This window comes from Enterococcus sp. DIV1090 (assembly GCF_050537975.1).
GTDB lineage: Bacteria > Bacillota > Bacilli > Lactobacillales > Enterococcaceae > Enterococcus > Enterococcus faecalis.
This window is the reverse complement of the sequence record NZ_CP172917.1, coordinates 898,448-919,636: the sequence shown is the minus strand read 5'-3', so window position 1 is coordinate 919,636 and position 21,189 is coordinate 898,448. Positions and strand designations below refer to the sequence as shown.

21 protein-coding genes, 1 other RNA gene and 1 pseudogene are annotated in these 21,189 nt (G+C 35.8%); 4 read left to right on the top strand and 19 right to left on the bottom strand.

All coding sequences use genetic code 11. The annotated features are described in order from the left end of the window. Nucleotides 1–107 precede the first annotated feature (107 nt). Together IGL48_RS04475 and ssrA are read left to right on the top strand one after the other, a co-directional pair. Complete coding sequence (locus IGL48_RS04475) at nt 108–413, top strand: DUF898 family protein (RefSeq protein WP_002360604.1); 306 nt, start codon at nt 108–110, stop codon at nt 411–413. A 138-nt stretch (nt 414–551) separates the two neighbouring features. Then, nucleotides 552–918, top strand: a transfer-messenger RNA (tmRNA) gene (gene ssrA, locus IGL48_RS04470). Nucleotides 919–1,016: 98 nt separating this feature from the next. Here ssrA and IGL48_RS04465 read toward each other — a convergent pair. The 5 genes and pseudogenes from IGL48_RS04465 to IGL48_RS04445 form a co-directional block, all read right to left on the bottom strand. After that, a pseudogene (locus IGL48_RS04465) lies at nt 1,017–1,234 on the bottom strand (helix-turn-helix domain-containing protein). A gap of 646 nt (nt 1,235–1,880) precedes the next feature. Then, nucleotides 1,881–2,804, bottom strand: coding sequence for a hypothetical protein (locus IGL48_RS04460; protein WP_002365487.1), 924 nt, complete (start codon nt 2,802–2,804; stop codon nt 1,881–1,883). Between the two features lie 452 nt (nt 2,805–3,256). Further along, nucleotides 3,257–3,442 carry a hypothetical protein gene (locus tag IGL48_RS04455; RefSeq protein ID WP_002384733.1) on the bottom strand — a complete coding sequence of 62 codons (186 nt, stop codon included), beginning with the start codon at nt 3,440–3,442 and terminating at the stop codon, nt 3,257–3,259. Beyond that, nucleotides 3,427–3,939, bottom strand: coding sequence for an enterococcin EntV (gene entV / locus IGL48_RS04450; RefSeq protein WP_002358120.1), 513 nt, complete (start codon nt 3,937–3,939; stop codon nt 3,427–3,429). Before entV ends, IGL48_RS04455 begins: the two co-directional genes overlap by 16 nt. Before the next feature lie 359 nt (nt 3,940–4,298). Beyond that, complete coding sequence (locus tag IGL48_RS04445) at nt 4,299–4,502, bottom strand: DUF378 domain-containing protein (protein WP_002381996.1); 204 nt, start codon at nt 4,500–4,502, stop codon at nt 4,299–4,301. 193 nt (nt 4,503–4,695) lie between these two features. Between IGL48_RS04445 and IGL48_RS04440 the strand changes: the two genes are divergently transcribed. Next, on the top strand, nt 4,696–4,989 hold the full coding sequence (locus tag IGL48_RS04440; protein WP_002369654.1) for a hypothetical protein: 294 nt from the start codon (nt 4,696–4,698) through the stop codon (nt 4,987–4,989). Between the two features lie 67 nt (nt 4,990–5,056). Here the strand turns inward: IGL48_RS04440 and srtC are convergent, their stop codons facing one another. The 4 genes from srtC to ebpA all read right to left on the bottom strand — a co-directional run bounded on the left by srtC (nt 5,057) and on the right by ebpA (nt 12,783). Beyond that, the gene (gene srtC / locus IGL48_RS04435) at nt 5,057–5,911 is read right to left on the bottom strand and encodes an Ebp pilus assembly class C sortase (RefSeq protein ID WP_002369656.1); all 855 of its coding nucleotides are present in this window, start codon (nt 5,909–5,911) and stop codon (nt 5,057–5,059) included. A gap of 93 nt (nt 5,912–6,004) precedes the next feature. After that, entirely contained in the window at nt 6,005–7,888 is a 1,884-nt protein-coding gene (gene ebpC, locus IGL48_RS04430) for an endocarditis and biofilm-associated pilus major subunit EbpC (protein WP_010817160.1), read from the bottom strand. Continuing rightward, nucleotides 7,885–9,315 carry an endocarditis and biofilm-associated pilus minor subunit EbpB gene (ebpB, locus tag IGL48_RS04425; protein WP_002377855.1) on the bottom strand — a complete coding sequence of 477 codons (1,431 nt, stop codon included), beginning with the start codon at nt 9,313–9,315 and terminating at the stop codon, nt 7,885–7,887. The genes ebpC and ebpB overlap by 4 nt, the downstream gene beginning before the upstream one ends. Nucleotides 9,316–9,318: 3 nt before the next feature. Further along, nucleotides 9,319–12,783, bottom strand: coding sequence for an endocarditis and biofilm-associated pilus tip protein EbpA (ebpA, locus tag IGL48_RS04420; protein WP_151081087.1), 3,465 nt, complete (start codon nt 12,781–12,783; stop codon nt 9,319–9,321). Nucleotides 12,784–12,957: 174 nt separating this feature from the next. Here ebpA and IGL48_RS04415 point away from each other — a divergent pair, with 174 nt between their 5' ends. Next, nucleotides 12,958–14,379 (top strand): helix-turn-helix domain-containing protein, encoded by a 1,422-nt coding sequence (locus IGL48_RS04415; RefSeq protein ID WP_002382000.1) that lies wholly within the window; start codon nt 12,958–12,960, stop codon nt 14,377–14,379. Between the two features lie 185 nt (nt 14,380–14,564). Here the strand turns inward: IGL48_RS04415 and IGL48_RS04410 are convergent, their stop codons facing one another. From IGL48_RS04410 to emeA, 10 genes are all read right to left on the bottom strand, one after another. Next, nucleotides 14,565–14,960 carry a DUF805 domain-containing protein gene (locus tag IGL48_RS04410; RefSeq protein ID WP_002358131.1) on the bottom strand — a complete coding sequence of 132 codons (396 nt, stop codon included), beginning with the start codon at nt 14,958–14,960 and terminating at the stop codon, nt 14,565–14,567. Between the two features lie 70 nt (nt 14,961–15,030). After that, nucleotides 15,031–15,744 (bottom strand): DsbA family oxidoreductase, encoded by a 714-nt coding sequence (locus IGL48_RS04405; protein WP_002369662.1) that lies wholly within the window; start codon nt 15,742–15,744, stop codon nt 15,031–15,033. A gap of 139 nt (nt 15,745–15,883) precedes the next feature. Then, nucleotides 15,884–16,330 carry a GNAT family N-acetyltransferase gene (locus IGL48_RS04400; protein WP_002390030.1) on the bottom strand — a complete coding sequence of 149 codons (447 nt, stop codon included), beginning with the start codon at nt 16,328–16,330 and terminating at the stop codon, nt 15,884–15,886. Nucleotides 16,331–16,699: 369 nt separating this feature from the next. Continuing rightward, a complete protein-coding gene (locus IGL48_RS04395; protein ID WP_002358134.1) occupies nt 16,700–16,942 on the bottom strand; it encodes a hypothetical protein in 243 nt (80 codons plus the stop codon). A 70-nt stretch (nt 16,943–17,012) separates the two neighbouring features. Beyond that, nucleotides 17,013–17,444 (bottom strand): universal stress protein, encoded by a 432-nt coding sequence (locus IGL48_RS04390; RefSeq protein ID WP_002391595.1) that lies wholly within the window; start codon nt 17,442–17,444, stop codon nt 17,013–17,015. A gap of 52 nt (nt 17,445–17,496) precedes the next feature. Beyond that, nucleotides 17,497–17,802, bottom strand: a complete 306-nt coding sequence (locus IGL48_RS04385) for a hypothetical protein (RefSeq protein ID WP_002358136.1) — start codon at nt 17,800–17,802, stop codon at nt 17,497–17,499. Nucleotides 17,803–17,819: 17 nt separating this feature from the next. After that, nucleotides 17,820–18,017 (bottom strand): hypothetical protein, encoded by a 198-nt coding sequence (locus IGL48_RS04380; protein WP_002375234.1) that lies wholly within the window; start codon nt 18,015–18,017, stop codon nt 17,820–17,822. A 71-nt stretch (nt 18,018–18,088) separates the two neighbouring features. After that, entirely contained in the window at nt 18,089–18,478 is a 390-nt protein-coding gene (locus IGL48_RS04375; RefSeq protein ID WP_002358138.1) for a hypothetical protein, read from the bottom strand. A 4-nt stretch (nt 18,479–18,482) separates the two neighbouring features. Beyond that, a complete protein-coding gene (locus IGL48_RS04370) occupies nt 18,483–19,799 on the bottom strand; it encodes a Y-family DNA polymerase (RefSeq protein ID WP_002358139.1) in 1,317 nt (438 codons plus the stop codon). 153 nt (nt 19,800–19,952) lie between these two features. Beyond that, nucleotides 19,953–21,107 carry a multidrug efflux MFS transporter EmeA gene (emeA, locus tag IGL48_RS04365; protein ID WP_002358140.1) on the bottom strand — a complete coding sequence of 385 codons (1,155 nt, stop codon included), beginning with the start codon at nt 21,105–21,107 and terminating at the stop codon, nt 19,953–19,955. Nucleotides 21,108–21,189: the final 82 nt, after the last annotated feature.

Genomic DNA, 21,189 nt, shown 5'->3' with positions numbered 1-21,189 from the left:
ACATATTTCACATCAATAATGAATAAAAATACTTATTTCATCCTCATTTTGTTTCCCAGGCCATTTATTCTTGTTATAATAAAGTTTATGAGATAAGGAGGAAAAGAATGAAAAATTCATATTTTGACGGTGGTTTAGCAACGTATATCGGGACTTCAATTTTAGCAACCTTGATTACTGTCTTTACATTAGGCATTTGCGCACCTTGGGGAATTTGTATGATGTACAACTGGAAAATCAAGCATACCGTTATTGATGGTAAACGCCTTTATTTTGACGGTACAGCTATGCAATTATTCGGTCATTGGATTAAATGGCTTTTATTAACTATAATTACTTTAGGAATTTATGGTTTTTGGTTGAATATCCGTTTGCAACAATGGATTACAAAACATACCCACACACTTTCATAAAAAGAGGAAGGATGAACTGAGTTTCGGTCTATCCTTCCTCTTTTTATGAATATCTAACAGAGTGTTATCCTACTCTTTGAAAAAACAAGGAATTTATGCTATACTTTGATAAGTATCAAGGGATACTTATGTTATTTCGGGGGCGTTACGGATTCGACAGGCATAGTTGAGCTTGAATTGCGTTTCGTAGGTTACGGCTACGTTAAAACGTTACAGTTAAATATAACTGCTAAAAACGAAAACAATTCTTTCGCTTTAGCTGCCTAAAAACCAGCTAGCGAAGATCCTCCCGGCATCGCCCATGTGCTCGGGTCAGGGTCCTAATCGAAGTGGGATACGCTAAATTTTTCCGTCTGTAAAATTTAGAAGAGCTTACCAGACTAGCAATACAGAATGCCTGTCACTCGGCACGCTGTAAAGCGAACCTTTAAATGAGTGTCTATGAACGTAGAGATTTAAGTGGCAATATGTTTGGACGCGGGTTCGACTCCCGCCGTCTCCATAAGGTACAAAAAGAAAGAGAACGTTAGAAATTTCGCGCTGTTACAGTGTTTTGAAAGGATTCTAAACGTCCTCTTTTTTATTTTGACCACACTTTAAAGCCTATTCTTTTTTGGTGAGCCTGATAATTTCTGAAATATCGTCAATTTCCAAAGCATCAGTGATTCTTTCAATGTGTGGCAGATAAATTTTTCTCGTTTTTCATTAGCCAGCTTGTTAATAATTGAAGGTTCCATATCAGATAAGCGGGCTAACTCTCTTAGAGAAATTTCTCTGTTTTTCACAAGCTCTTTTAAGCCTATTTCTACTTTTCTATCCATTGTAGCCACATACTTTGTTTTCGGTAGATTTATCTTTTTGACTAGTCTGTAATTCAACCTTTTAATAAATTTGTTAAATAGATAATTGGTTTCGCTCAAATCCTCAAGTTCATTTGCAAAGGTAAGAGTTAAAAATTTTGTTTGGCTGTCGAAATTCATATTGATTAGACGCCGAATATATTGTACCTTGTTCTTATAGTAATTTTCTCTTTTTTTCCTAGCTTCAATTTATGACAGTTCATTTTTCTCTAAATTTATACTGTTCGATTTTCGCTTATTTTCAGTAGTATAGCCATAGATAACAGGAACAGCATAGAAATAAATTTCACAACTTCTAGGAATCAAAAAAAGTTGTACATTATATTCTGACATAGCATCACCACTTTTATAAACATTATTTTATTGGTAAATCGCTCTTAAATACTTATATATCATACCACCTTCTTTCATGAACTGTTTTTCTCCAGATGTTAGACTATTATAGATTTAAAAAATTTGGATATGAAATTTCTGATTAAAATATTTAATAAGAAGATTGATGAGGAAATCAAGAATTTAAAAAATTGATGTGAGATAGGTACATTCCAGAAATGGTAACAACTAAAAAACAACGAAAAAGAATTTTCCCTTTTTCGTTGTAAAATTACTATTCTTCATCAATTTCCTTGTTAAATACTCCTGTATTTAACATATTGATAAAATTAGCTAGTTTTAATTTTGGTGGTAGTTCTGCAGAATTTTCGATGACAATTTTTAACCAAGGATACTTATTTACAAATAAATTTTGCTTTCCTTCTTGCTCAGATACTTCTTTAACTTCTGCTAAAACAAGAAGCATAACAGGGTAACGTTCATTTTCACTAAGATTTATATAATTTACTAATGCTGTCATAAATTCTTGGGCTTGAACATATTCAGAGAAGAAAGTGTCTGGGAAAATAAAAACTCCTTCTTTTTTACCAAAATGTACTTTTATCTCACAGAGTTCTTTTTTAATTTCTGCAGAATCAGCATAAGCATAGGATTTAACAAAAATATCTTTGTCAGTTACTTGATTTAAAGCACGGTTAAATGTTTTAGGTCCTCGGACAACAACATCACTTTTTTCTTTTAAATCAGATAACTCTTCAGTTCCAGTCCCTCTTGTTAAAACTGCATCAATATGCTCATCTTCTTCATTACCTGAATTGCTAGTAGTTCTGTTAGGAGTTGTTCTAGGAGTTGTTCTCCCACTAGTTTTTTTCTTATAAATGCTGTTATAGAGGTAATCCAATCTAGTGTCTGATTCATCTTCTCCTATGGAAACAGATACTTCTCCAATTTTTTTACTCTTTAATTTTGTTGGGTTTCGTTCAAAGTAATGTGGACATTCTTCTAAATGATTTTCATTTCTATGGGTTCTCAAAAAGTTTTCATTTTGCCCATTTACAAAATCTAATCTTGCTGAACAGCCAATTGTTGAACAACTCAACAAATGTTTTATTTCTTCGAAATTTATAGAATTAGATATTTCCTCAATAGACAAAACTCTCTTATCTTGTTCACAATATGCTTCGTTAATACTTGCCATACAATTATCCTTTCTTTATTAGTTACATAGCAAAAAAATTGGGACTCCTGTCTTGTTAAGATTTACACTCTGTGTTATCATTACTTTTGTCAATTAAGATAATAACACCAATAAGTGTAGCAACGTTTGCTATGCTATTTCTATTTTATCACGAAATTTATTCAATTTAAATAAGTTCTGACCTCTGACCACTTTTTGAACTGCTTTCAAATGAAAAGTGGGTTCATTTTCTTGTTTTATAGTGCTGTAGAAAATCTAAATGCCTTGACAACAATGAATTTCTGTTTAAATGGTTTATGATTCCCGCCGTCTCCATTTTTAAAAAAGTAGAGAAAAACAAAAAAGAGCTAAAACCTTATAAAATAAAGGTTTTAGCTCTTTTTTTCTATAAGCAAGAGAAGGCTCGTTACCTCCTCTTACACTTCCTATCACATTATCTTTCTAAAACCACTTCATTTTCTTTTTCTATTGGTGATTTTGGGTATTGCATAGAACATGGCTAAAAATATTATTGTTATCAAAAGAGTTTTTAAGATCTCAATTTCTCCTGAATCTATCCAAGTATACACAAAAGCGATGATAAAAGTAATTACTATTTCCGTAACATGATCTTTTAAATTCATTAGCTTAGCCCACATTGAACTGCCCATAAAGCTAGTTGTCCAGCTACAATAATAGCATTCGTCTTTAACCCATTGGCTTTAGCGAAGCGTAATACAGTCACTGCTAATTCTTTCCAGGCTTTCTTTTGTGCAGCTTTTACAATTGCGCTGATACTAATCATTGCAAAAAACTCATCTTTGATTTTGTTAGCAACGCAACTTCCTAATGCATTCCAATTAAAACGTGCTTGAACTACTGTTGAAGCATCAGAAATATTTACATTTAATTCTTCCTCAACTGAAGAAATCTCTTGCTGAGCAAAATTATTTTTGACATAGTTTTTAAAGTTATCTTCCGTCACTCCATTCGCATACATTTCTTCCAGTCCTTTTGCTACAGCCTCAACTTCTGAATCCTCTAGCTGGTCAGATGCATAAACACTTGTACCAGCGCTGATAAAAATACCTAATGTCATTAGTAATGCCATCGCCAAACAAAAAAATTTAGCCTTTTTTGTCACCTGTAATTCCATAAATAAATCCCTACTTTCTTTTTCCTTGTTATAATCATAACAAGGAAAAAGATAATTTATCATCAAAATCCCTATTTGATGCTTATATTTTCCTATATATCCTAGAGCTGATTTTTCTCACTAGTGATCACATCAATTTGAACTAATGATTCAAAAAAAGACACAGGTTATTTGAGGTACGTTCGAGGTAATGCTAGGTTCTATTTTGAAAACAACGCAGCTCTCTTGAAATATTTTTTGAGCTTGTCTAAACCTTCTGAAACGAATATAGAAAATAAAAAAAGAGTCCCCTTCCTCAAGGAAACTCTCAATTGCTAAGTCAAAATAACTTCACGTTATCTAAATCTTTTAAATCAATCCTATGGTTCGCGGAACAAAGGAGCTAAAAACTTAATAGAATAAATCGCACAAATTCCGACAATAATATAGATAATTTTTGCTAATGGTGTGGTTGCGCCGCCACTAATTGTTGCAACTAAATCAAAATTAAATGCACCAACTAATAACCAGTTTAAACCTCCGACAATCAATAAAATTAAAGCAATAATATCCAGATATTTCATTTTTAACACTCCTTCCAAATTTGATAAGCCAAGAGTAACACGTTTATTCTTTATTTACGAAAATAATGATTCAGAAAAAAACTTTTTCCAATTATTCTCTCAAATCATTTTTTCATTATTAAGAATTTTATGATATAACTAAAGAGTAGACAAAAACAGATTCATTATCTCTGATAAGAAATGGTGGTTTATTATGCGTGCTAAGTTATTTTTAATTTTGCGGAATCGAGTGTTATCCCGTGTTATCTTTGTCATTCTATTTTTACATGTGTTTTTTACCACAAATGATTTCACGGTGTTGCTGCTCCTCTTACTATTGAATTATTTACTCACGCTTGAAGATAGCGCGAAAAAAAACAGAAAAATCCAAACTTGGCAGGAATTTAAACAGTCGATTGATTGGCCCTTTGTCGCTTTTTATTCAGGGCTTGCTCTTTTAGTTATTTCGTTAATACTTCTGTTTCTCTGGTTCAATTATGCACGATAAGGAGGATTAAAAATTGAAAAGCTATTTTTTTACTCTTTTTTTTAGTATGTTTAGCCTTTTCGTCATACTACTTTGGTTTTCTGGTCGTCTTTTTCCGTCGCTTGTACCAGATGATGAAGCCGCTAATAATTAATGCACAGGCAATTAAAAGTAATGTCCATAATAGTAAATTTTGTTGTTGTACCACTTTTTTCATCCCCGCTGCTGCTTTTTCTGGTTGATATGGGATACGATGTCCTCGAACTAATAACCGATGACTGTTTATCATATACGGTGTGCAAGTTAATAAAGTGACGAGATCTTGGCCAGACTCAATGTGTAAATCTTTTGTATCAGTTGGTTCAACGGTTTTTATTTGATCCACTTGATAAGCGAGCGTCTTCCCATTGACTTCGATATAAAATTCATCGCCTTTTTTTAATTCTGGCAAATCTGTAAATAATTTGGCTTGTGGGAGACCACGATGGCCTGAAATGACCGCATGTGTATTCGCACCACCTGTAGGATAGGAGGTTCCTTCTAACAAGGAGCTTCCTTTTTCCAATAGCAATGCATTCGTTTTATCAAAAATTGGTAAACGGACATTTATTTTTGGAATGGTTAAAACACCAATCGTATGACTTTCAAAATAGGATTTGTCTGGTTTTTTCGTTGTTTTTTGCGTTTCAGAAAAAGGATCTAATCCAGGATTGCTGCCTTTTTTCGCTAATTCTTGGTTTTTCTTTTCCATTTTTTCTTGAAGTTCAGCCATTTCTTTGGTGTTTTCTTGGCTTGCTTTTGCTTGATAATGAGCGATAATTTGTTGATCCAGATAGTTATTTAATGCATCGCTAACAAAAGGATACGCAAATGCACCTATTCCAATAATCAGTAAAAGAATCATAAAACCATCAATGATACGACGTTTCTTTTTTGACTTCATTGCTTCCTCCTTAAAAATACAGCATGAGAGCCTGGGACAGTGATTGGCCCAGGCTCTTTGTTTTTCTAAAAATTTCTTCGGTGATGCTAGAAATTAAGCATTTTCTTTTCTACGTCTAGCAAAGTAGACTCCTGCAATAAGTAGCAAGACTGCGCCACTTCCTAAGTAAACGTAGATTCCTTTGCCACCTGTTGAAGGTAAGGTACCTTTGTGTTTGTTTGGTACTTTTTCTGGTGAAACTAGGTTTTCTGTTGTGCCATATGATTGTTCATTGACCACAAATTCAATCCGATTTGTTAACAAGACATAATCATCAGGAGCTACAGTTTCTTCTAAATAATAGGTACCGTATTTAAGCCCTGTGATATCAACTAATCCATCAGCCGTTGTTGTAAAAGTAGTTGCTTCAGCTTTTGTTTTCACCCAAGTTGCTGCTTTCGTTGTTTCATCGATTTTCAAATAATTTGCTGTGTCGCTGTTTTGATCACGGACGACAAAGGAAGCTCCCGCCAAGGCTTGTGTCGCTGTCACATCGCCATCGACTTTAATGAAACGTTTCCCACCTGTCACAACTTCAACAGTTGGTGGTGTTTGGTCGTCGGTATGGCCGTTATCAACATTCGCCTCATTTTTAAAGCCTTTCGTAGGATCTGCTTTTTCATTTAAATGCATAAAGTAAACGAATTTTAGTGTGCCGCCTGGCGTTAACGTAGGAATATATGCTGGATTAACGGCGACAGTGAAGCCATTTGCTTGTTCAGTCACTTGATAATTTTCAGGAGCAATCACTGTATCCCCATCATATAACGCATAGGCATACTCTCCAGAAGTCACGTTATCAAAAGTTAAGGCTGCATCATGTTTATCAACTAAATTGAATTTGACGTATTTATTAGCGTCGCCTTCTTTGTCTGCAATCCCCAATGGAATATTTACAGAAATTTGATATTTAATTTTTTCGCCAATTGCCACATCTTTACCATCTAAGTTTGGTGTTGTTTTATCAACTTTAGAGGTATCATTTTTGACTGTTTTTTCAACAGGTGTTTGATTGTTTGCTTCAATTGTAAATGGTGTTTTTGTTTGATTTTCAATTAATTCTGCATTATTTGGAGCTTTTACTTCTTCTAAAATATACGAACCAACCTCAAGATTTTTAACTGTTAATTCTCCCGTTCCATTCTCTGCTTCTGTGAAATCATTTTCGCCAATTTCATAACTTTTCCCAGTAATAAAGCGTTTTGCTTGTTCTTTATCCGTTGTCCATGTATATAATCCATCTTTGACTCCTTGGATATATTTTACTGTGCCTGGTGTGCCTTCGCTTTTGGAAATAACAAATTCTGCGCCATTTAATCCTTCATTTTCAGCAGTTCCTACTTTTTTCACATGTAAACTACCATCATTGGCTACCACATTTTTAGGATAAATATGAACAACCGCTAATTCTTCTGTTCCATATTTATAGGAACCATCTGTTTGCTTGATCATTTCGTAAACTGGAAACGCCACCACCATATTCGTAGCAGCAACTACACCCTCTTTTGGTTCTTCTTTAATGGTATACACTGCATCTTTACCATTTTGTTTTTTAGGTAACTGAACAGTGACATTCCCATTTGCATCGGTGATTCCTTGAGCAACAGGTTTCCCAGGAGTTAAACTTTGGACAGCTTGTTTAGCTGCATCAACGCTTGCGCCTGCCGCTCGTTGCTCGTAAAATTCGCTCGTCACGTTATAAATACTAAACGTCACATCTGCCAGTCCTTGATATTTATCAAACTCGCTCATTTCTTTCCCGCTATTTTGAATAAGCGGATCTGGTAAATCCGTCATTTTCTTTTTGTGAATCACGAGCTGTGCGCTCTCCCCATTTTCTTCTGCAAATGCAGTTGTTGTCCCTAATACACTCGTGAAAAGTGGCAAAATTAGTAACAAGGTACTAACGGTGTACCAAACTTTTTTTAATTGCTTCATTTTCTCTCTCCTCTTTTTTGTTTTTGATAAAATAGCCAAATGACTACCATCCCAATGATTAGCAGGCCTGCAATCGTCAACCAAATAGAACGTTCTTCATTTGTTTTTGGTAAGAAGCCTGACTCTTTTACTTTTTTATTGATTACATGTAACGGTGCTGTTCGTTGTCCGTTCGTTGCATAAGAATTTTTTCCCACCGTAAAAGGAATTTCTGTTTGATTCAGAAGATAACCTTTTGGTGCAGAGATTTCTTCCAAGAAGTACTGACCATCTTTTAAGCCTTTAACTGAAAATTCACCGGCTTGATTAGACGTGATTTTTTTAGCTAATGCTTTTTCTTTTTGCCAACGATATCCGTTTGCTGTTTCATTGAGATATTCCCCCGCTTGATTTTTGACGATAAAAACAGCCTCTGGCAAGGTGATTTTCGCATTTTCACTATCAACTTTGACAAAAGACTTGCCGCCTGTACGAACTGCGGCTCTTTTAGTCAAGGTATGCTTGTCCGTGACTAATTGTCCTTCGTTGTTAATCGCAGTGTCTGGTTCAGCGGTCTTTTCTAAACGCATTTGATATGACACAGTCATTGTTTGATTTGCAAAGTTTTGTAAGTCTTTAATTGAAAAATCAAGCGTAAATCCATGCTTTTGCGTCGTCAATGTGTAACCTGTAGTAACTGTTTTTCCAGCCACTTTTACCTCAATTGATTCTGGTAAAAGTGTCAACGTTGTATCCGCCTTATCTGACAAACGGAATTCCTGATATCCTAAAATATTCGCTGGAATCTGAGTCGTTAACTGATAGTTAATGTGCTCTCCTTGATTAAAGCCTTGTTGCTTATCGAGTACCGTTTTTTCAAGTGGTGGTAAGTCATAGGCATTTTCTTCATTTTTTGGATATAAATGAATATGCGTTAACGATTGCCCTTGTGGATCTTGAACAGGCAAAATCACTACTAGGTTGCTAGCTTTTTCCTTTACCACTTCTGGTGCTTCCGCTTCAACAAATAAATAGGCTTTATCTCGTTGCTGCGAATCTTTGCTAGCTAATGAAAAAGAAACCACTCCATCTTCTCCATTTATTGTCTGTGTTTTATTTTCTGCGATCGGTTTTCTATTTGTTGCACCGGTTTCTGCTAATTGACGCTGTGCCTCTTGGACCGTTTTTCCTTCAGAACGAAGCTGATAAAACGGATCCGTCACATCATAGACTTGATAAGTGACGTCATTTAAGCCCCGATAATTTTGAAGCAGAGTTCCCTCTTCCCCTGTGTTTTGCTGCTGTTCTGGTAATTGACCATCAGGGAACAATAATTTGTGCAACGTAACTTGAACGCTTGCTTGCGATGCCTCTGCTAATGCTTGCTGTGAAAACCCGAAAAGAGCGAGTAGCATGACGCAAATACTTAACCAACGTGCGTTTTTCATTGATTACACACTCCCTTCTGGTCGTCTAATAAAGAGATAAACACCCGCTATCACGAATGTACTAATCGCTATCAAGTAAAACCACAAGCGGCCTATGCCACCAGTTTCAGGTAAAGGAACCTTTGCTTGGTTAGTAACATCTAAAGTAATTTGATTATTCTTCTCTCCAGAAATTAAAACATCTGCTACTTTTTCCCCATCTATCGTGACTGAACCATCTTCGCGAATTATTAATTCGATTGGTTCTTTTAACCCCTGATATCCTTCTGGCGTAAAGGTTTCTGTTAGGACATATTTCCCTGGTTTTAAGTTTTCAAAAACAAAAGTATCCGTTTCTTTGCCATCTTTTGGTAATTCAATATCCGTATCTGGTCCTGTTAAACGGAATTTCGCTCCTTTAAGTGGCGTCTGATTATCGGCTTTTTTATGAACCGTTAAGTCAAAAGGTTTCAAATGATTTTGATGTGTCAGTGTCCATTCTGGCGCATTTTCTTCAATATTTTTGCCTGCATAGTGAATTTTCCCATATTTATCAACAGTAAATTCATAATTTCCAGCAAGAGTGTCGTAGCCTAATGGTCCTGATTGTTCCACCATTCGATACTCACCAGGTTCACTAATTTTAAAATAGCTCAATCCTGCAGTATCTGTTTTTTGAGTTGCCACAGTTTGGTAACTTCCTTGAGCATTTTTTCTTTGCAACGCAAAAGTCGCCTCTGCTAAGTTCACTTGTTTGCTATTTTGCATGGTGTATTTTCTAATTCTGATTGGCAAAGAAGAAAATTTATTTTCAATTTCCAATGGAATAACTTGATTTGTGGTGGTCACTTCTTGTCCATCGATGCTTACTTTGCCTTGCTCACTCACCTCAATTTGCCAAGTCGTTTTCTTACCTAACTCATGTCCTGCAGGTGCTTTTACTTCAGTTAATGTATAGCGTTCCCCTTTTTGTAGGCGCACATCTTTTGGCAAGGAATAGCTACCATCTTTATTGTCCACTAATGTTGTCTGAACATTTTTACCACTCAATTCAAAGACGGCTCCCACTAAGTTTTTCTCACCTGAGGAAGAATTTTTGATTACTTTTAAATCTAATGGCTTGAACTGCTTCGTGTTTTTCCAAGTAGTATCGTCGATTTTTTCTTGACTGTAACCAGGAACTGCTAATTCACGGGTTGTTTGGTAATTGAAAGCTTGTCCTTGATTATTGTATTGGGGAAGTCCAAGAACTTCTTGATAGCTTTCATCCGCGGTTTTGGAAAGTTGGGTTACATTTTTGCGCTCCCAACTATTGCTGGTATCATTTTCTGGTTTTGATAATTTAATATACCCAGTTTGCCAGTTGGCTGTGTCAGTTACTTGCTTTCTACTAATTTCATAAATCACATTATCTGGCCGACTTGTTGGGTCTTGATCGTACTCTTCCCAGATTTTTTTCACGTTTAACTTCACGCCAGGTGCTTTTCCCGAAGGAACCCCAAAATCAACTTTTTCAGGGGCCGTGGCTAATGGCTGAAACGTTGTCCGACCATTCATTTGATACCAAAAATCAGGTTTGAAGTTTTCTGACTCTGTTTGAATACGTACTTGATAATGAATTTGAATTTCTTGCCCTTTACCCAAATAAATCTCATTACTATTAATTGTAGCGCCTGTTAGCGACACTTCTGGTAATGTTTGAACCTGAACAGGACCCACACTTTTCATTGATAATGTATTTGGCTCGTATTTAAAAGGTTCAGCAATTGGATCAACTACTTTTCCGTTTACAACCGTTCCTGAAATCTGAACGGCTTTTTTCGCTAAATAATCAGAAATGTCTGGTGCATAATCCGCGGATTCATAATAAAGGTCTCCATTTTCATCGGCTGACACCATCTCACGCATTTTATCTTCAACTTGTTGTTTAGATAAATTAGCTCGTGGATCGCTTTGCAATTGAATGCCCAATCCATGTATTTCAATCCCACGTTGTTTTAAGGCCATTGCCTCACCTATCGTGGCGATAAACGTACTGTTAATTCGTTTATTGATATTGTTTTGATCTGGCGCATTATAGCTACCAGAGATATAAGAAGTGCTACCTGGTTGATCTTGTCGATTCGTAAATTGTGTCCCGTAAAAGCGACCATCCGCCTCTGTTTGAACTCGACTCACTTTATAAGAGAAGGTTGGGACGCCATCCGTTAAAAGTACAATGACTTTCTTATGTCCATTTGGCGTTGCTAACATATCACCAGCATCTCTTAATGCTTTTTGAGTGAAAGTTCCTCCTCTAGTGCTACTTGGCGTAATATTTTTAATTGGATTTTTGACTGTATCAAACGGCCCCATTTGAATGGCGTTGTTATTATAACCGTCACTTGAGTAGCCAACATAGCCCATGTTGATGTTATTGGTAATACCGCTATCTGCCAATGTATCAACAAAACGGTTCACTCCTTTTTGAACTTCACCAATCCGATTGTTTTCATTCATACTTCCGGACCAGTCAACGACTAAGACCAAATCCAATGGCGTGATTTCTTTTTGAACATTTCCACGCACATTAAGATATACATCAAAAAGCCCTGGTGTTGTTGTTTCTCTAGCATATTTTCGGATGGCATAATCGGCTTGGTCTCCTGTACCGCCATACTCAATATAAGAATTTGTGCGATTAGTAGGGTCCCCATTCCAACTCGTTTGGCCATCCCATTGGGCACCACCATCTTTATTCCCTTGATGGTTTAACACATTTTGATTGCCTGTGGGCTGCCAATTAGCTGTCGGATAAGTCCCAGAATTATCCGTCGTGTATTGTGGTGCAATTAAAGGCAGTGCCAGATTCGCTCTCAAAGTAGCTGGCGCCATTCTTGCTTCTGCAAATGGATTGGTTACCTCTTCTGTTGCGGTCGGCTGTTCTGTTTTTTCTGGAGCCGAATCATTTTTGTTAGTTTCTTTCGTATTTTCTGGTACAGTTATTTTTTCTGGTTCAGTTGATTCTTTAGCAGAATCCTCTACTGTTATTTTTTCAGAAGTAACTGAAACATCATATTCGTTGTTTTCATACAATAACTTAGGTGGCTGAGCTGTTTGAAGCGAACTTTGCTCAACAGCTAACGAAAGCTGTACCGGCTTTTTTACTTGTGCGTCCAAAGTCAGATAAAGCGTACCATTAGTCACTTGGTAAGAATATCCGTCTTTTTCAATTACAGCAGTATCCATGAACTGTGCATTTTTCAATTGAATTTCTCGTTGTAATGGCTGCTCTGTTTGGTTGAGAAGATTTAACTCGATATTAATATTCGTTTTATCATTCTCATCTGTTATCATTTGAGCGGATGTAATTTCAACTTCTTTGGCTGTTTCTGCATAGCCAATGAGCGGTATGAAATAGGATGAGACAAGTAAAAAGACTACGCCGAAAACCCCAAATTTCTTTAGTAATTTAATGTCTGTTCTCTCCTTTCTTTTATGAATTAACAGTTAAATTAGAATTGCCTAGCACGTAAAATTTCATTATTCTAATCTGATAATTATTATACAGAGAAGGAGCTCATTAAATCACACCAGCTTTCATACCAAGCGGTTTCATTTCTGAAATTGCGTTATTGTTTCGATGATTGTTTCATTAAAGTAAAGGACTTGGGAGGAAACAATATGATTAGGTTTTTAGAAAAAAATTATCGGAAAATGGAAGAAATCATTCGTGTCTTATCCATTTCTGATAAATGGATGACTAAAAAAGAACTTGCAAAATATATTGGTAGTTCTGAGTCTACTTTTATTCGTTATATTGAGGAGATTAAACAGCGTTGGGGCGAAAGTTTAACCATTAAAACATCGCATAAATTAGGCTATCGTTTAGAAAACTTTAATGTGTCCTTATATTTAAACGTGCTGACGGATATGGCAAAAACGTCAACGACCACCCAATTGCTCCATGAGTTTATCCAAAATCCTGGCAAAACCATCGAATATTATTGCGATACCATTAATATTAGTCGCTCTTCTTTTGCTCGAAAATTGAAGCAGTGTAATCAGGTCTTGGAAACTTACTCTCTTCGCGTTATCGTTGATCAAGGCTATCAATTAACTAGCCAAACAGAAGAATTGCCTTTACGTATTTTTACAACCTTTTTCTTTTTAATGTATTATGGCCATTATGAATTGCCTTATCAATTAGATAAGCAGGAAATCAAACAATTAATGCGCCGTAATCAATGCCAATTAAATATTATTAGTATGGATAACAGTTATGAACACGATTTCTTTATTATGTATTTTATTGTTGATTTATTAAGAGAGCATCAAGGATTTCAACAACGTTTCCAGAAAAAAACAGATAAAAAGAGTCCAATCAAAATGGAAGATTATCTTTTACTCAGTCGTCATTTTACTGGGCTCAGCCGTGAAACCTATCGGGAAGTTCTCCGATATTTTCAAAGAGGCGCTTTTCAGCAATACTACTCCGAAGACCAAGAAGTCATCAGTCAAAGAATACGTGAAAATTTAAAATTTAATGCTTTTTCACAGATTGAACAATTAACAGAAGAAGTCGTCGACTTCGCTGTTCACTTGTTAACCTGTCTTTATTTGTTTTCTCAATTAGTGCCTTTTGACACCTCCGAATTGACACAAAGGGCCACCTTTTTCACTCGACAAATTCATTTTACTCAGCTTCACTTATATGCACGATTAAAAGCAGAATTGCATTTCTTTTCCGCTCTTTTAGAAACAAATCTATTAAACTATTCATCTTCTTATATTTTTTGGTTGCTTAATACTTTTCCAGAAATTAACCAGAGTTTCGACTCAAAAAAGATTTTGATTATTAGCGACATGGGCCTGAATCATAGTCAATATATTGGAAACTATGTCCACGATATTTTAGCTTTGCATCGGATTCGTTCAAATACGTTAGCAATTACGGAAGAACAATTAGGTGACCATCGACTCGAAGAATTTGACTTGATTATTACCAATCAACCAATTATTGAAACCAGTGTTCCAAGTATTTTAATTAATGATGCTATCTTATTTTCTAACAAAAGAGAATTGCTCGATTTATTAAACTTTTAACGTCTTAATGGTTTTCCCTATCTACCAAAAAGATAGCCCTTTTAGCAAGAACCGCGTAATGTGAGGTGCCATCATACAGAAGATATTTTTATTTTTCTGAAATCAAAAAGAAAATAGGACATAAGTCATTTCGACTTATGTCCTATTTTCACTCTTAAGATAATCAGCTAAACGAAACCAGCAAATTAAATTTCTGATTGATTCACTGGCCATCTTGTGTGACTTTTACTTGGCAAAATTAATGTAATGAAGATCACTAAAGTACCGATAAAAGGAAGTAAATAGAATAAAATCCACCAGTTACTGTGGTCGCGATCATGCAATCTTCTTGCTCGAACAGTAAAGTTTGCCAACCAAATTAAAGCAGTCAGCAAGAAAAAGATAATGGTCACAGTATTCCATTCTTTAATGATTGTTCCATCATTGGGTGTTACTTCAATATATCTGTAAACGCCCGTAATTGCTGAATAAATCCCTAACACCAAATAATTAATTAATTGTGGCCACCAATATTGTGCTCGTGTTGCTGACGCATTCATTGTTGTAATATTATTCCAGTATTCTCTATACGCGTTAAACATATTATCACCCCCGCATTAACTATTACAGAAGTCTTTCGTTTTGTCAAAGAATAACGTTATTTTATGCTGCTTAATGACACGTCCATGTGCCTTCCTTAAACTCACACGAAGCTGACTCTTCAGAAGAAGGAGTTAATGAAACTAACGGTTGCTGTTGTTTTTCTTCTGCGAGAATTTTTTGAATAGTTTGGCTGATTTGTTGTTTCGGTACTGCACCATTAATTAAATATTTTTGATTAATGATTAGTGCGGGAACTCCTTGTAAACCATAAGCAGAAGCTAGCGCGAAATCTTCTTGAACCGCCGTCCAAACAGCCTCGGAAGCAACAGCTTCTTTCCATAAAGCAAAATCAATCGTTGTCTCTTTTACTAGCTCCTCAATTACTTCTGGCTCTTCAATATTTAAACTTCTCATAAATAAACCTTCTTGTAACTTATCAAACAGTAACCAATAGGTGTCTTGGTTGCCAATGTATCCAGCTGCTTTTGCTGCTAATAATGCATTCTTTGATGTTGGAAAATCAAATCGTTGCTTCCTCATCCCTTCAATATTAAAACGATGCTTTGAATCGTTTTGATTGGCATGCACCCAATGCGTCAAAACTTCTTCTTTTACTGCTGCTCGTGAGCCAAACATTGTTTCAAAATCGTTTGCTGACCATCCCAACGCAAACGACCGATGAATCAATTCAATTTCAGGAAATTCTTGTTGAATCTCATGCATGCGGTCAGACATTGGAAAACAAAAACTACAAATAACATCATGGAAAAATTCTATTTTCATCCTTACCCTCCAGTAACTCTTTTTTCAAAACAGATTGAACTAAATTTACCATTTTACTTACTAAAAGTAAAAAAATGAAACCAATTAAAAGAAAAAGGTGAAACAAAATGCGCTATGGCTTTTGTCTCACCTGTTCTATCTACTTATTCTGATATGTCCATTCCATTACCCGCTCGCCATTCGTATCTAATTCACCATTAAATACAAAACCAAGTTGTTGATACAACCGAATTGCTGAGCTGTTCGTATCATAAACACTCAAGTATAGCTTGTTTGTTTGGTATTTTTCTATTAGCATTAACATTAAAAGTCGACAGGCTGCTTTCCCATAACCTTGTCCTTGGAACCGTTGATCAATTAAAAAGCGGTCTAACCAAACGCGCCCATCTTGCCAACGTCCATACATGGCATAGCCGATTAATTGATTGCCGTCATAAATACCTGCCGATTCCCATTCTGGAAATTGGTCCGATTCTTTTAGATTTTCTGCCATTGATTCAATGAAGGTTTGTTGTTCAGCGAAAACTTGTAGGTTTTCCACTGCTTTACGATTATCGCTTGTTACTTTTTCAAAATGTATTTCCATTGTTTTCACCTAATTAGTTGTTATTTTCTGCATACTTGTATTCTTTCTTGCTTCTTATTTTAACATACTTATTTCCCTTTGCTTTCTCTAACTCTCTGTGATTATACGTTTCTCTTTTTTATGGGAATTCTTCCCTATAAATGGAGACTCTTTTCAAGAGATTTCTTTTTACACTACCCGTTTCAAATGATATAAATGATACATAGAGTGTTTTAACTATGTGCAACATGATTAAAAGTTAACTGTTGGGGAGCAGTTAACTTTTTCTTTTTAACCACAAAAGAGAGGATCCGCTGTGAGAAATAACTGCAGTGGATGCTCCCTTTTGTATATTATTTATTTACTAGCCGATAGTTGAAAGCTTTCCCGTTACTCAGTAGTATCGATTTTGTCTTCTTGACTATCTAAAGAACGGTCAACTTTTTCGTCGTAACTTTCCATGGAATTTTCATTTTTATGTTTCTGCTTATCGACCGTTTTATCGACTTTTTCTTTCTGTCGATCAATTGTTTTTTCCATCTCTTCGCCAGCCGAGGTACAACCACTCAGTAAAAGGAAACTTGTGAATAAAAACGCTGACAAGATAACTGTTTTTCCGATTTTTGTTTTCATAAACTCACCTCTCGTTTAATTTAAAAAAACGTCCCGATAAAACATTGTTTCCTTGATTAATTACTCACAATTAGCGAACGACTAAGACATTGCACAAAGCATGGTTAACCACATAATCTGTAGTAGAACCAATCAAGGTTCGTTGAATAGCACCTCTTCCCGTGGCACCTAGCACAATTAAATCTATAGCATAATTTTCAGAAATCGTGTTGGCAAGATAACGTTTTGGGCTCCCAAGCTCAACAATTTTTTTGACTGTTTTTACACCAATTTCACTCGCTTGTTTTGCCTTTTCAGTGAGCATCTCTTCTGACTTGTGTTTTTCTAAATCATACAATTCTTCAAAAGAAAATGGACTCGTCGTAAATTCAGCATCATTAATAATTGTAGCTAAATAAAGAGTAGCTTGTTCCTCTTTGGCAATCCTGACAGCTTCATGAAAAGCTTTTTCAGATTGATCTGAGCCATCAAGAGCAACCAAAATATGTTGATATACTGACATTTTATCCGCCTCCTTAACCAAATTAAGAATCAAAACTAACACAACAGCTGTGTTACATTTTAGTGGCTATCTGTTGTAATTTTTCCACGGTTAATGCTTGATAATTTGTTTCTTCAAGTAGTCCCGTTTGAATTTCAACAGAAACATCTTCCGTACATGTTTCTAAAAACATTGTGGCATAATCAAACTGTTGCTCTAAGAATGTTTCATATTCCAGTCGACAACGTAAAAATTCTTTCGCGGTATCTGAAACATGTAAACACATGCGGCGCTTATTCGCTTTCTTGGTTATCACAAAATAGGTTCCTTCTAAAATCGTGGTAATCTCTTCAATAATATACGCTGCATCTTTTACCATTCCGTCAATCCAGTCCTTTATTTGTTTTCAGTATCGTTGCTTTTTTCTTTGTCGTCACTTAACAGCTCTTTAATTTTTTCACGATTGTCGTATAACTTTTTTCCTACGCCCACTAAGGCACCACCAGCCAATAACTTTGTTAAAAAGCCGCCACTCGCATTTGTTTTTTTGCCATGGTGTCCTTTTAAATGATGTCCCATCCTAGCCACCTCCATAATTTTTATTTCTATTACCTATGAACATTATCTCATATGTTTTCACAAAACGCACGTATAACAATAGTTTTTTAATCAAGGCTCGACCACTTTGTAAACTCATGACTTTTAATATGCCGAATCTCTTCAAATAAAATATGTGTATGTCCAACTTTTGCATACTCCATTGAACTCATCCCTTCAAAAACACCAACAATTGGCGGTTGAACACGGCCAAAATCATCCAATGTATTCAATTGGATTTCTAAAACCTGGTTATTTTTTAAAGACTGCTCTAAGTATTCTTCAATTTCTTCTGTTGTCTGTTGCGGTAAGCGTTCAAACGCTCTCTTAGAATATTCGTCAGAAGCTTCGATTCCTTCTTGTAACTCCCCCAATGCAAAAGCGGTCGCCCATTTCAGTTCAAAGGGCCGATCATGGTACTCATTATAAGGTGTAAATTCTTTTTTTGTTCGTTTCATGATGTTATCCTCCTAAACCGACATTTCCTCCAGCATGTCCACCGACTAATCCTGAACGATGAATTGCCGTCGCGCCTTCCAACAAAGAAGAGGCGTGGATTAAAGCTTGAAAGCCAAATTTTTGTCGGATTTTATCAATCAGATAGTTTAACTCCATTTCACTAATTTGCTCTTCTGGTTCCGAAAATAAATCTAATTGTAAAGATTCATTCCAAACTAATTTCCCATATGAAAGCCCTAATTGCCGGACATCGGTTCCCGCTAGATAATGTTCTCTAAAAAGGGCTAATACATAGGTGATCAAAACTTTTGTATTGTTTGTTGCAGGAATCGTTTGTTGTTTTCGCCAACCAGTTCGTCCTTCACGGTCAATTTGACCTTTGGAATAACCAACGTAGACTGTGATACATTCCGTTTGACAATGCGCTTTTCTTAAACGAGCAGCCACTTGTTCTGTCAGTTCCTTTAAGACTAGTTCAATCTGATCTCTTCGCGCATAATCTCTCGGTAAAATCTGACTATTCCCAAATGATTTTTCAGCTTTATGTGGTGCTTTTTTCCCTAAAAAGGTACGATCAATCCCCCATGAATGAGCATACAATTGAAGCCCCATCACGCCAAATGTTTCTTGTAAAAGATGCGGATTCGCTTGCGCTAACTCATATACAGAATCAATTCCTAAACGATTCAGTCGTTTAGCCATTCTGCGACCAATCCCACAAAAATCTGTCAAAGAAGGCAACTGCCAGACAGTATCTGGTACACGATCATACCGCCATTCTGCAATAAAGTCTGGCGAATGTTTGGCGCCATTGTCCAACGCCAATTTAGCCAGTAACGGATTGTCCCCTATCCCAACGGTCACATAAATACCCACATGATTATAAACGACTCTTTGGATAATCCGAGCCATTTTATAGGCGGTTTCACAATGAAAATAACTTAAAGAAGCCGTTACATCAAGAAATGATTCATCTACACTAAACACAGAGTGATCTTCATCTGCGACAAACTTTTTATATAAATTATTGATTTCTTGATTTTTTTTCATGTACAAATTCATTCGTGGCGGAACCACATATAAATCAGGATGAGCGGGCACTTGATTTTTACGCGTAACATTTGAAACACCTAAAACTTTTTTTGCCATTGGCGATGCTGATAAAACTAATCCCCCCGCATTTTCGGCATTACTCATCACTACTAACATCGTTTTCAACGGATCTAACCCACGTTCTGCGCATTCTACACTAGCGTAAAAACTTTTGCAATCAATACAAAGAATATCGCGACTAGGTTCTTTTTCATAATCAAATTTCATAAACATCACCTCACTTGCAAAATCATTATACGAACAAACGTTCGATTAATCAAGCGAACACTGTTTATTTTTTTGTTTTTTTCAAGAACGGTTGGTGATCAAAAAAAAAATAAGTATTCGGAATTTTTATATTCCAAATACTTATTTTTTCTTTTACATCTTATTTCGATTTAAAAATAACGATAAAAAGCCCGTTCCTAACAGAATTACTGCTGAAACATAATAAGGGAAAAAGTGATTGATATCAAATAAAGCTCCTGCTGCCATTGGTCCTAAAATATTACCAAAACTTGTAAATGTCGAATTTAGTCCGTTGATGGTTCCTTGTTGATCTCCAGCATGTTTGGATAAATAAGTAGTTACTGCTGGTCTAAACAAGTCAAACGCTAAAAAGACAATAAACGTTGAAAATACAACAACTAAATTATTTTTTGTAAAGGCAATCACGGCAATAAAAATGGCACTTGCAAAAAAGGTTAATTGGATTAAACCCATTTCACCTATTTTTTGGACGATTGCATCAAAGAAAAACAACTGACAAATCAACGCTAAAATACCACTAACCGTAATCACGATTGCTATTTCACTTGTGGTAAAGCCAAAATTAATAGTCGCCATAATACTATAAATAGATTCGAACGCTTGCAGGCCAAAAGAGGAAATTAAGATAATCACAAATAATGAGGTAAACATTGGATTTCTTAAAATATCCATAAATGAACCTTTTTTCGCTTCAACAGCGGCTAAAATTCGTTTCTCCGGCTCCTTCAAAACAGTTAATGTCAAAATAAAACCAATAAATGCTAAAAATGCGGCCGCAAAAAATGGAGCGCGAATACCTAAATAAGCAATAAAACCACCAACTCCTGGTCCGATAATAAAACCACCACTAATTGCGGCTGACACAAGCCCCATCGCTTTCGGACGTTCAGAAATCGTGGTCATATCTGCCACAAAGGCTGTCACTGACGGCATTAATAAAGCGGCGGCAATCCCGCCTAAACCACGAGAAATATAAAAACCGCTTTTCGCTTGGGCTAAACCAAATAATAACTCAGAAATTGAAAAAACCAACATACCCGTCGCAATCATTTTTTTCCGACCAATTTTATCCGAAAGGACACCTGCGATTGGCGATGTGATTAACTGGGCAATCGCAAAAATAGAAATCATCATTCCCATTGTGGTACCAGAAAAATGCATTTCTTCTTTTAATTGGGGAATTACGGGAATGACTAGGCCTACGCCTAGAAAAACAAGAAATAAGTTAGAAATTGCTAAGTACATCATACTATTTTTTTTCGTCATAATTTGCCTCCTCCATAAAAAAACAGCCATCAAAAATGGCTATTTCTGTTTCTTTGTATGTACTTTCTTTGACAGTGTTTCG

Coding starts and splice junctions, on each gene's coding strand:
- IGL48_RS04475 (WP_002360604.1), top strand. CDS start 108: ATGAAAAATTCATATTTTGACGGTGGTTTAGCAACGTATATCGGGACT.
- IGL48_RS04460 (WP_002365487.1), bottom strand. CDS start 2,804: ATGGCAAGTATTAACGAAGCATATTGTGAACAAGATAAGAGAGTTTTG.
- IGL48_RS04455 (WP_002384733.1), bottom strand. CDS start 3,442: ATGTGGGCTAAGCTAATGAATTTAAAAGATCATGTTACGGAAATAGTA.
- entV (WP_002358120.1), bottom strand. CDS start 3,939: ATGGAATTACAGGTGACAAAAAAGGCTAAATTTTTTTGTTTGGCGATG.
- IGL48_RS04445 (WP_002381996.1), bottom strand. CDS start 4,502: ATGAAATATCTGGATATTATTGCTTTAATTTTATTGATTGTCGGAGGT.
- IGL48_RS04440 (WP_002369654.1), top strand. CDS start 4,696: ATGCGTGCTAAGTTATTTTTAATTTTGCGGAATCGAGTGTTATCCCGT.
- srtC (WP_002369656.1), bottom strand. CDS start 5,911: ATGAAGTCAAAAAAGAAACGTCGTATCATTGATGGTTTTATGATTCTT.
- ebpC (WP_010817160.1), bottom strand. CDS start 7,888: ATGAAGCAATTAAAAAAAGTTTGGTACACCGTTAGTACCTTGTTACTA.
- ebpB (WP_002377855.1), bottom strand. CDS start 9,315: ATGAAAAACGCACGTTGGTTAAGTATTTGCGTCATGCTACTCGCTCTT.
- IGL48_RS04415 (WP_002382000.1), top strand. CDS start 12,958: ATGATTAGGTTTTTAGAAAAAAATTATCGGAAAATGGAAGAAATCATT.
- IGL48_RS04410 (WP_002358131.1), bottom strand. CDS start 14,960: ATGTTTAACGCGTATAGAGAATACTGGAATAATATTACAACAATGAAT.
- IGL48_RS04405 (WP_002369662.1), bottom strand. CDS start 15,744: ATGAAAATAGAATTTTTCCATGATGTTATTTGTAGTTTTTGTTTTCCA.
- IGL48_RS04400 (WP_002390030.1), bottom strand. CDS start 16,330: ATGGAAATACATTTTGAAAAAGTAACAAGCGATAATCGTAAAGCAGTG.
- IGL48_RS04395 (WP_002358134.1), bottom strand. CDS start 16,942: ATGAAAACAAAAATCGGAAAAACAGTTATCTTGTCAGCGTTTTTATTC.
- IGL48_RS04390 (WP_002391595.1), bottom strand. CDS start 17,444: ATGTCAGTATATCAACATATTTTGGTTGCTCTTGATGGCTCAGATCAA.
- IGL48_RS04385 (WP_002358136.1), bottom strand. CDS start 17,802: ATGGTAAAAGATGCAGCGTATATTATTGAAGAGATTACCACGATTTTA.
- IGL48_RS04380 (WP_002375234.1), bottom strand. CDS start 18,017: ATGGAGGTGGCTAGGATGGGACATCATTTAAAAGGACACCATGGCAAA.
- IGL48_RS04375 (WP_002358138.1), bottom strand. CDS start 18,478: ATGAAACGAACAAAAAAAGAATTTACACCTTATAATGAGTACCATGAT.
- IGL48_RS04370 (WP_002358139.1), bottom strand. CDS start 19,799: ATGAAATTTGATTATGAAAAAGAACCTAGTCGCGATATTCTTTGTATT.
- emeA (WP_002358140.1), bottom strand. CDS start 21,107: ATGACGAAAAAAAATAGTATGATGTACTTAGCAATTTCTAACTTATTT.